General features: G+C 42.8%; 6 protein-coding genes. 3 read left to right on the top strand and 3 right to left on the bottom strand.

Features of this window, described 5'->3' with window-relative positions; translation table 11 throughout:
- Nucleotides 1-1,835 (bottom strand): penicillin acylase family protein (locus CXF82_RS09795; protein ID WP_102044106.1); only part of this gene is annotated, 1,835 nt, incomplete at its 3' end.
- Between the two features lie 173 nt (nucleotides 1,836-2,008).
- Here CXF82_RS09795 and CXF82_RS09790 point away from each other — a divergent pair.
- The 3 genes from CXF82_RS09790 to CXF82_RS09780 all read left to right on the top strand — a co-directional run bounded on the left by CXF82_RS09790 (nucleotide 2,009) and on the right by CXF82_RS09780 (nucleotide 5,302).
- Complete coding sequence (locus CXF82_RS09790; RefSeq protein ID WP_101092692.1) at nucleotides 2,009-2,260, top strand: hypothetical protein; 252 nt, start codon at nucleotides 2,009-2,011, stop codon at nucleotides 2,258-2,260.
- Between the two features lie 126 nt (nucleotides 2,261-2,386).
- The gene (locus CXF82_RS09785) at nucleotides 2,387-3,715 is read left to right on the top strand and encodes a DEAD/DEAH box helicase (protein WP_102044105.1); all 1,329 of its coding nucleotides are present in this window, start codon (nucleotides 2,387-2,389) and stop codon (nucleotides 3,713-3,715) included.
- A gap of 396 nt (nucleotides 3,716-4,111) precedes the next feature.
- The gene (locus CXF82_RS09780; protein WP_102044104.1) at nucleotides 4,112-5,302 is read left to right on the top strand and encodes a tetratricopeptide repeat protein; all 1,191 of its coding nucleotides are present in this window, start codon (nucleotides 4,112-4,114) and stop codon (nucleotides 5,300-5,302) included.
- Nucleotides 5,303-5,311: 9 nt separating this feature from the next.
- Here the strand turns inward: CXF82_RS09780 and CXF82_RS09775 are convergent, their stop codons facing one another.
- Nucleotides 5,312-6,649: a M20 metallopeptidase family protein gene (locus CXF82_RS09775; protein WP_102044103.1), complete on the bottom strand. Its 1,338-nt coding sequence runs from the start codon at nucleotides 6,647-6,649 to the stop codon at nucleotides 5,312-5,314.
- 233 nt (nucleotides 6,650-6,882) lie between these two features.
- Nucleotides 6,883-9,315, bottom strand: a complete 2,433-nt coding sequence (locus tag CXF82_RS09770) for a TonB-dependent receptor (RefSeq protein WP_102044102.1) — start codon at nucleotides 9,313-9,315, stop codon at nucleotides 6,883-6,885.
- Nucleotides 9,316-9,343 lie beyond the last annotated feature (28 nt).

The following is a 9,343-nucleotide window of genomic DNA, read 5'->3' as shown; positions in this document are numbered from 1 at the left end:
AATTGCCACATGGCAGGCTCTAGGTCGCGTTTAACTGGCGACAAACTTAGCGAAGAAAGCGCCAACTGAGTTTCGAGAGGGGCAAAGGTAGTATCTATAAGCTGTTGTCTATATTGCCTGACTAAGGTGTAACCCACTGAGTCACTACAAGCACATGCTTTCCAATTGTTTAGATAAACAATATCTTTAGCGAAACGCTGGGGCTTAGTACTTAACACCGTGATTAGCTGTTGCTGCCAAGGCTGTAAGAATCGTGCTTCATTATCCAATTGTAGTTGGTAAAAATCATCGACAGTAAAATCTTTTCCAGCAAAAAGTCGGTCTCGAATTTGCGTACTACGAGCACCAAGAGCGTAACCCCCATTGCCTAACTCTTTGTGTTGCTTGGTCGACACCACACGCGAGTTTCCAGACCACAACCGATGAGTATCAGGATTAATAACCTCAGGTAAATCCACTTGATCGATAAGCCAGTTATCAGCTTGATAGTCAGACTCGGCTATTGCAACCTCACTGGGATTAGTTCTTGATGGAAAAGCGCCAGCTGGCTTCCATGCTGCGTTACCAGCGGTATCAACTAGCATCATATTTTGCACTGGAATGCCCATATTACTAGCAATGGCGATGCCTTGTTGCACATCTTTGATGCTATCGAGCTCGACGAGTGACATATCGACAGCGTAATCCTGATGCCCTACCCAAGAGAGTGCATAACGCTTTTCAGACACCTGCTTTACCGGGCCAAATCGAGACATAGGGATCTTATAATCAACCGCTGAATCAGGCAGTCTTATCTCTTCATCTTCAAAGGTCAGTTCGGTATCATCATCAATTTCAATCCAGTCTGCGGTATCAATATAGGCATTGGTAAAACCCCATGCCACATGGCCATTACTGCCAACCACAATCGCTGGAGCGCCTGGAAGTGAAACACCGGTAATACTAATATCTTCACCGTTATGCTGATAATTAAGCTGAGCGCGATACCAAATGATAGGCACAGCAAAAGACAGGTGCATATCATCGGATAACATGGCATTGCCATTTTGGGTCAACTCACCAGTTACTGCCCAGTTGTTACTGCCGATATCCAGCGGTTCAGCAATCTCTTTTGGCAGTGCCTGACTGATATATAATGGCGAAAGCTGAGGGATAGACGGTGGTGCTAAGCTGATTAAGCTGCCATCTAGTGGCGCCTGATATTGGCTGGGTTGAATAATAAACGCCACCATTTCAGCGCCAAATATCGACTGTATATGAGTAAGCGTCAAATCTCGTTTAATCGTATTTCCTTGCAAATCAAGGTACATACTGTAGATCACCAGTAAACTATCCGCAGGCTCCCATGGACGAGGATTCGCGCCTGTCACAAGATACTCGAAAGCATTCATAGATTGAGCAGCAACGGCGTCATTCACGCCTCGAGCATAAGTGGTTAAGGTCTTGATGTGCGCTTCTGGCAACGTTTTTAAAATGTTATTGGCGCGCTTTCTTAATTGGTGAAAACGGTGACGTTTGTCTAACTCAAGTGCCTTTTCCCCAAAGATTTCTGATAGTTCTCCAGCAGAATTACGTCTTAAGAGGTCCATTTGAAAAAAGCGATCTTGCCCATGAGCATATCCTAAGCCGTAGGCTGCATCTTGGCGATGGCTGGCCGTGACCACTGCGGTGCCTAACCGGTCTCTTTCAATACTGACATTATCACTTACGGCATCACTTTCTATGGATGCATCCAGCTTTGGTAAGCTCATAAAAAGTAATAGATAAACGCCTACGGCGGCGATAAACACGATAGAAAGCAAGCTAACTGCTGTTATTTTTATTATTTTTTTCATTACGTTCCTGTAGTGATAGCACTCCTGTATATGGATCATCATAAACTGGGTTACAGATTTGTTAAACACCCATTTGAAATTAGTCTAACCTTCTATTAAAAACCGAATAAGTAGCTGCATTTATCGCTCGATATGGCAGAATTGTCTACAAGGGCAAACTGTAAAGATGACTAATGGCAAAACCAAATAAAAAAGGACCGACACAAACCGTTGAGATATTCTGCGCTAAGTGTCGAGTGCTACTATATAAGTACCGAAAAGGGGGCAAAGGTGCATTAGTCAAATGCTTCAAAGAGCGTATTGTGACCGATTATACCAACGCACCCTGTACATGCCCTCAATGCGGGCAAGTGTTTGCCAGAGACACCCTCGTCCGCGGCGCCCCGGCCTATAAATTTGTTGGCGGTAAGGTCACCATGAAATAGCCGATGTTGAGATAACAATATCACCCGATAGTCGCGACATGCTGTTATAATAAAAGATAGTGGCAGTGCCATCACGCCGCCTTTAACTGCAATAAGCAACATCACAATAGATAACTGAGACTCACCATGCCGTTTTCAAAGCTTGGATTAAGCAATCCAATCGTTACCGCTGTAGCCGAACAAGGTTACACCACCCCAACCCCAATCCAAGCTAAGAGTATTCCGGTGATCTTAAGCGGCCGAAATCTGATTGCAGCCGCACAAACTGGTACCGGTAAAACCGCAAGCTTCGTACTGCCGATATTGCAAATACTCAGCCAATCGCAAACTCAGCGCAAAAAACGTATTAGAGCGTTAATCCTCACTCCGACCCGCGAGCTGGCAGTGCAGGTTGAAGCGAATATAGCTCAGTACGGTAAACACTTAGACCTTACTTCAATGGCTATGTATGGCGGCGTAGATGCCGAACCACAACGACAGGGCCTGCTAGAAGGCGTGGACATACTGGTCGCTACACCTGGTCGCTTACTTGATATGTATACCCAACGGGCAATTCATTTTGATGAACTAGACATTTTAGTACTCGATGAAGCCGATAGAATGCTCGATATGGGCTTTATCGAAGACATCGACAAGATCATGGATAAGTTGCCAACAGACAGACAAAGTCTGCTGTTCTCAGCCACGCTGTCGCATCAAGTTAAGGCACTAGCAAAAACCACTGTCGACAGACCCGTTGAAATATCTGTCATCGCCAATACAGATTCCAAGCCCAAAATAGAACAATGGCTCATCACTGTTGATAAAGATAAAAAATCAGCATTATTAAGCCACTTAATTAAAGAAAATGATTGGCAGCAAGCGCTGATCTTTATCGAAACCAAGCAAGGCGCTGCAAAACTCGTTAGCCAACTCGAAAAGCGAGGCATTACTGCCGAGTGTATCCATGGTGGCAGAAGCCAAGAGGTTCGAGAAAAGATATTGGCCGACTTTAAAGCCGGCAACATTGGATTACTGGTCGCCACTGGCGTTGCAGCCCGTGGTCTGGACATTGATGAATTACCTTTGGTTATTAACTATGACCTGCCCTATCCAGCCGATGACTACATTCACCGTATTGGTCGTACAGGTCGTGCTGGGGCCAATGGCCAAGCAGTATCTTTGGTTTCAAGAGATGATTTCAAAAACTTATGCATGATTGAAAGTCGACTGGGTAAACTAATAGAGCGCAGAGAGATTGACGGCTTTACTCCTCAAAAAGACGTGCCAATATCGGTATTGAATTTCAAACCGAAGTTCAAAACAATGACAGAAAAAAGTCAAGATACGGCAAAACGAGAACCTAAACGTAGTGCAAATACTGCAGCAGATAAAAAGCGTAGCGGCCAACAGGATTCAAAAAGCAAAGCGAATAAAGACGCTAATAAGTTACCGCTGAACCCTTGGAACGTTTAAAATTTACTATCGGGATAGTTGATCTTTAAAAGGTTGACTATCCTGCTGTATCTTAAACGCAGCTAACAGGTTGCTTACTACACTTAAAATATAACCATTATTAAATAATAAAATAGATACACAGTCTTTCGAGTTTATTTAGCTCAGATTGCCTTAATACTTTAACTGCTGCGTTACAGGCCTCATTGCGCTAATAGTATTCACTCAAATAAAATAGAAAGACTCATCCCGCTAATATTGTTACGCTAGTTATCAATAAGTTAATGAATCAATCCATTAACGAGTTCAACTTAAAGAGAAGGCTCTTGATAGGATCAAGTTAGCTCCCTTTATTAAAGTCATTGTTTTAACAACTGACACGTTATACTTAAGTGATAAAATCAATAAAAGGCATTTATGATTGTAAATCCAGAACCACTAAAACAACGCAAGTTAGCTATCCCATTATTAATGGCGGCTTTGGCAATTATAGTACTTTTAAGCTTCATTTATTATCCACACGATGAGCAAGTGGCTTTAGACAATGGCGCCATTATTATACTCCCAGTAAAAATAACTCAGAGTGCCACCAACCCTCTTTGGCAACAATATGCCCATCAAGAAAGTCTCATTGCTCAACTCCATAATTCTAATGCCTTTCCTGTTCTACAAGTTGAAGATGTCATCAACTTTGTACTTCAAAGCTCAAGCTTTATTGAAGACAGCCGTCCTTTGCAGGTAACCAAGTTACTCACCTTATCGGGTGCCTCTTTAGTGGTGGAATCCACCATTACTGAACACAATAACCGTTACCAGCTAGAGTTCAATTTATATGGTCCTAGCCAGCATCAGAATGGCAACATACAAGCCGACGATATTGAATCGCTGTATCTTGATTTAGCTAAGCTTATTAATAATAAAACCCAGGCTAAAGCCAATACAAACAGCATTAAAAGCCGAGCATATTTTAATAATCCGCTGCTTATTTTAGCCCTTAAACAACTGCAATACAGTGAAACTACTGCTGCGAGTGAAACTCTTGATACTTTATTAAGTTCGGATCCTGGCAATCTCATCGCCCAAAGACAAATAGCAGAAATACTGCTCAAGCAGCAAGAATTTGTAGCCGCAAACAACATCGTATCGGCAGCGTTAACACATGCTGAATCAACCGATAACCGCCGTGAGTCAGCTCGATTAGGGTTAACATTGGCAAAAGGCTATATTGAGCAAGGGGAGCTAGCCCGCGCACTATCCACCCTATCTCAGAGCCGGAGGAGTGCGGCAAATTCACAAGACTGGCTTTACCTTGCTTATGTCGCTGCTTGGGCCGGGCATGTAAATCAACGACTGGGCCGCTATGCCGCCGCTAAACAGCAATATCAGCTGTCAGTTGATTACCATCAAATGGTCGGTTATCAACCAGGCCAAGTTATTGGTTTGAATAACTTGGCCCAACTGGCACTGCTACAGCATAACTACTCACAAGCCTATAAAAGTATTCAACGTTCAGTAGCGATTGTGACTCAAAAAGACCTTATTGATTTAAAACCTGAAACAATGGCATTACTGACTAAAGTAGAGAACAAACGACAAGGTACTAGGTAACTCTTTAGCTCAATGATGATTAAAAAGGTTCATCGCACTGCGGCTCATGGCGCGAACGCCGGTATTGATCGTAAGTGGGTAATCGGGTGCAAATTGACTCGAATGCAATGAAGGTAATGTGGATCCATTGTCCAAACTTATTTGGTACGAGTCTGGATCCACAGCGCCTAGCCAGAAGATGGTGATGGGGCGCTTTTCAGCGGTAAGACCATATAAGCCAAAATCTTCTCCGGCCATTACAGGCTCAGACTTGAGCACATTTTCAACGCCAAGTTCTTGCTCAATACTCGACTGTACATTGGCAGCCAGTGTGGGGTCATTATAGGTAGAGGGAATTCTTTCCTCTTCATGGACATACACTTCAGGCATTAGCTCATCTGGTAAGCCCGCACTGATAGCAATCCCTCTAGTAAGGCGTTTAAGCGCTTCAATTTGTTGCAAGCGCACATCTGGATTATATGACCGCAGTGTTAACTGCAGCTTCACTTCGTCTGAAATAATATTGTGTTTCGAGCCACCATGAATAGAACCCACGGTGATCACATTGGGCTCAAGCGGTGAGATCTCTCGACTCGAAATGGTTTGCAGTGCCAGCACCATTCGAGAGGCTAACACAACAGGATCTTTGGTTGCATGCGGATAAGCGCCGTGTCCACCCTTGCCTTTTACTTTTATATCCACTGAATCAACATTAGCCAAAGCATACCCTGGAGCAATACCCACCTTTCCGGCAGGGATCCCCGCGCTAACATGCAAACCGATGATGTAATCAGGTGTGGGAAATTGAGTAAAAAGGCCCTGTTTAAGCATCGCTTTTGCGCCACCACCCACCTCTTCTGCGGGTTGTGCCACCATCATTAAGGTGCCTTTCCAGTCAGCTTTATTGGCCACTAGCTGCTCCGCGGTGCCAATCAGACTGGTCATATGAATATCGTGCCCACAGCCGTGCATAATGCCTACCATGTTATTACTCGCATCTTTAGTCGTCACTGTAGAAGCGTATGGTTTACCCGTCTCTTCTATGATGGGCAGTCCGTCGGTATCAGCCCTTATCATGACCGTCGGCCCATCGCCATTTCTATATATCCCAACAACGCCATATCCACCGAATTGCTCAGTCACTTCAAACCCCAGCGTGGCGAGTTCTTTTGCCATGCGGGCACTTGTGGCTTTTTCTTGGAAGGACAGCTCTGGATGTTGATGTAGATGCAGATACAACGCCTCAAGTTTCGGCATCGCTTTATCAACAGAGTCACTCAAGCTGGCAGCTACGGCGTTACCACTTAATGCCACTGTGAACAAAAAGCATAAGCTAAGTGCAATGGGTGTTTTCGAAGAGATTGTCATAACGATGCTATCCATTTCAAACGGTTATTTAAAGGTTAAGCTAACATAGGAATTATTAAAGTGCGAAATCAAAACAGAGCGAATACTAATCTCAATATAAAACACACCGCACAACTCATTTAGGCAGATGAAAACAAAAGGGTAAGGAATTTGACTAAAATAATAACGCTCGTAGCCTTTTAATTAATAAAAATGCAGCCATAAGGCTGCATTTTTATAGGGTTAATTTACGGCTACAAACGGTAAGTTAACGACAACTTGGCGTTACGTTCTTCTCCGGGCATACCGCCTAGGAACATCGCTTTATTGTAATACTCTTCGTTAAAGAGGTTGTTAACATTGAGCTGTATTTTCCATTGTTCTACATCATAGCTAATTGCAGAATCAAGTACGGTGTAGCTCGGCACATAACCATCAGGGATCCCAAATGAATCGGAGTTAGTACTGCGATCATCGACGTATTTAGCACCTAAACTGATGTTGACTGGGCTTTCGAGTGTGAACCAATCTGCACCATAGGTCACCCATGCACTTGCAGTGACATAAGGAACACCTTTCTGGCGTGTATCATAGCTACTTCTGTAAGGATCTTTTTTATCACGTGCATCTTGATAAACACCGTTAACGTTAACCATCCATTGCTCATTGATATGCGCATTTAAATCAAGTTCTACACCGGTTGTTTCCTCTTTACCGTCATAGAAGTTTTCGACAACATTAGGGGCTGAAATACCAGCTTCATAGTCAGGATTACTGTACTGTAAATTAGTACGCGCACTCTTAAAGAAAACTAATGACGCTAACATTTGATCTTCAAAGGCTTTATACCTAATACCTAAGTCATCACTAACAGATTCAGAATCTTTTCGATCAGTAACCTCACCAGTAAGGCTTCCTAATATGCTATATGCAGTACGACCTTTTGAATGATTATAGAAAAAAGAGATATCATCTGTAGGCATGTAAGTCACACCCAGGTTATAAGTAATTCCGTCATCATTAGTATCAGCTTTATCTTTCGGTTCAGCTCTACTTGATGAATATCTAGAATCAACTCCTAAATGCTGATAAGTTTGCTTAATATCATTAAATGCCACACCAATACGAGTGGTAAAGCCATAATCAAAATATCCTACATGTTGCAGACCTACGCCCCAAGCATTAACCTTTTTAGTATAGTTACTCGTCAACAACGGGTCGTGATCTTCAAAGCTCCCTTTCGCCCAATTGGGATTACGAATATCATAAATATAAGGCAGAGCACCCTGATAAATAGTGTCACCTGCTTTGTTCTTAATCACTTTATCAGCATCATATATTGAATATTGCTTAACTCTGATATCTCTATCTTCAAAGTTAGCATTGACTAATAATTCATTTTCCATGTTGCCAATTTCAAAATCATAACGAAGATCGGCAAAATACTGCCATGACGTTTCATCGGCTTCTACTTTACGATATTCCTGGCGACGCCCTGCAAATGGATATAACACGCCATTTTCGACTAATGGTGCCCGTGGATCTTCATTTATCTTGCCGCGTCGGTCCCAATAAACATAGTTATAAGCACCTGTTTGACGAGCAAAGCCTGAGGTATAGTCACGGTATTGTAATTGTTGATTTAGAAAGAGATTATCGTTTAAATAGATATTATGGGTTAACTTAAAGCGTAGCTCTTCGCCTTCATTATCTTTTGCCATTGGAGAGATAATCCCCGCATGACCAAAAGCATATGGTGTTTGGCCGTCACTACTTGAAAGCGAACCTGCTAGCTGTTGCCGCTGCGCATCAGTTAATTGAAGCCCTGCGTTATTCGGGTCATTAATTAGATCTTCCCAACTAACGTCTCCAGCTCCTTTGCCGTCTACAGAATCAGAATTAAAAATCCGGATAGGATGACCAATTGAATCAACGGCAATAGCATCTTTAATATAAGTTGCTGATAACATAAGATCTTGGCTATCACTCATGATATATTTTAAAGAAGTGTAAACCTCATCTCTATCAGTACCAATCTCACGGAAACCATCACTACGAGCACTTTTCGCTACAACTCGGTAAGCTAGATTGTCTGTGATCCCGCCCGTGCTATCGACAAAAAATGAATAGGTGTCCCATTGACCCATTTCAGCAGTAAACTCATTTGAAGACTCAAATTTTGGCTTTTTCTCTATAAGGTTAATCACACCACCCGCGCTGCCCATGCCATAAAGCCCAGTCGCAGGTCCTTTTAAGACCTCTACAGATTCAACATTGGTCAATGAGCGAGTAGGGTTAAATGAATTACCCAGTCCAGCACCACCATACATACCATCATAGGTGTAATTAGCACCTAGACCACGAATAACTAAATTATCACCGATGCCATAGTTATTACCTGCTTGAGTAACACCACTAATATTACGTATCAAATCCTGTAGATTATCGACACCTTGTGCTTGAATCAGTTCTTCATCAACAATAACCACTGCCGCAGGCGTTTCCATGAGTGACATATTAGACTTGGTTGCTAATCCCGAGTTCATCACCACTTGGTTTTGTCTACCATAAACCGTTATCCGCTCAATGTTACTGTTCGCTTCAGCGGTTTCTGCTGCATAAATTGTTGTCGGTAAAAATGTCGATGCACACGCAATTGCTAATATGGAATAATGAAAACCTTTCATCTCAAACCCTACTTAAGTATTATGCGCC

This window comes from Shewanella sp. GutDb-MelDb, assembly GCF_002836075.1.
GTDB lineage: Bacteria > Pseudomonadota > Gammaproteobacteria > Enterobacterales > Shewanellaceae > Shewanella.
Note: the sequence above shows the minus strand (reverse complement) of the source record. Positions and strands in the feature narration are given on the sequence as shown.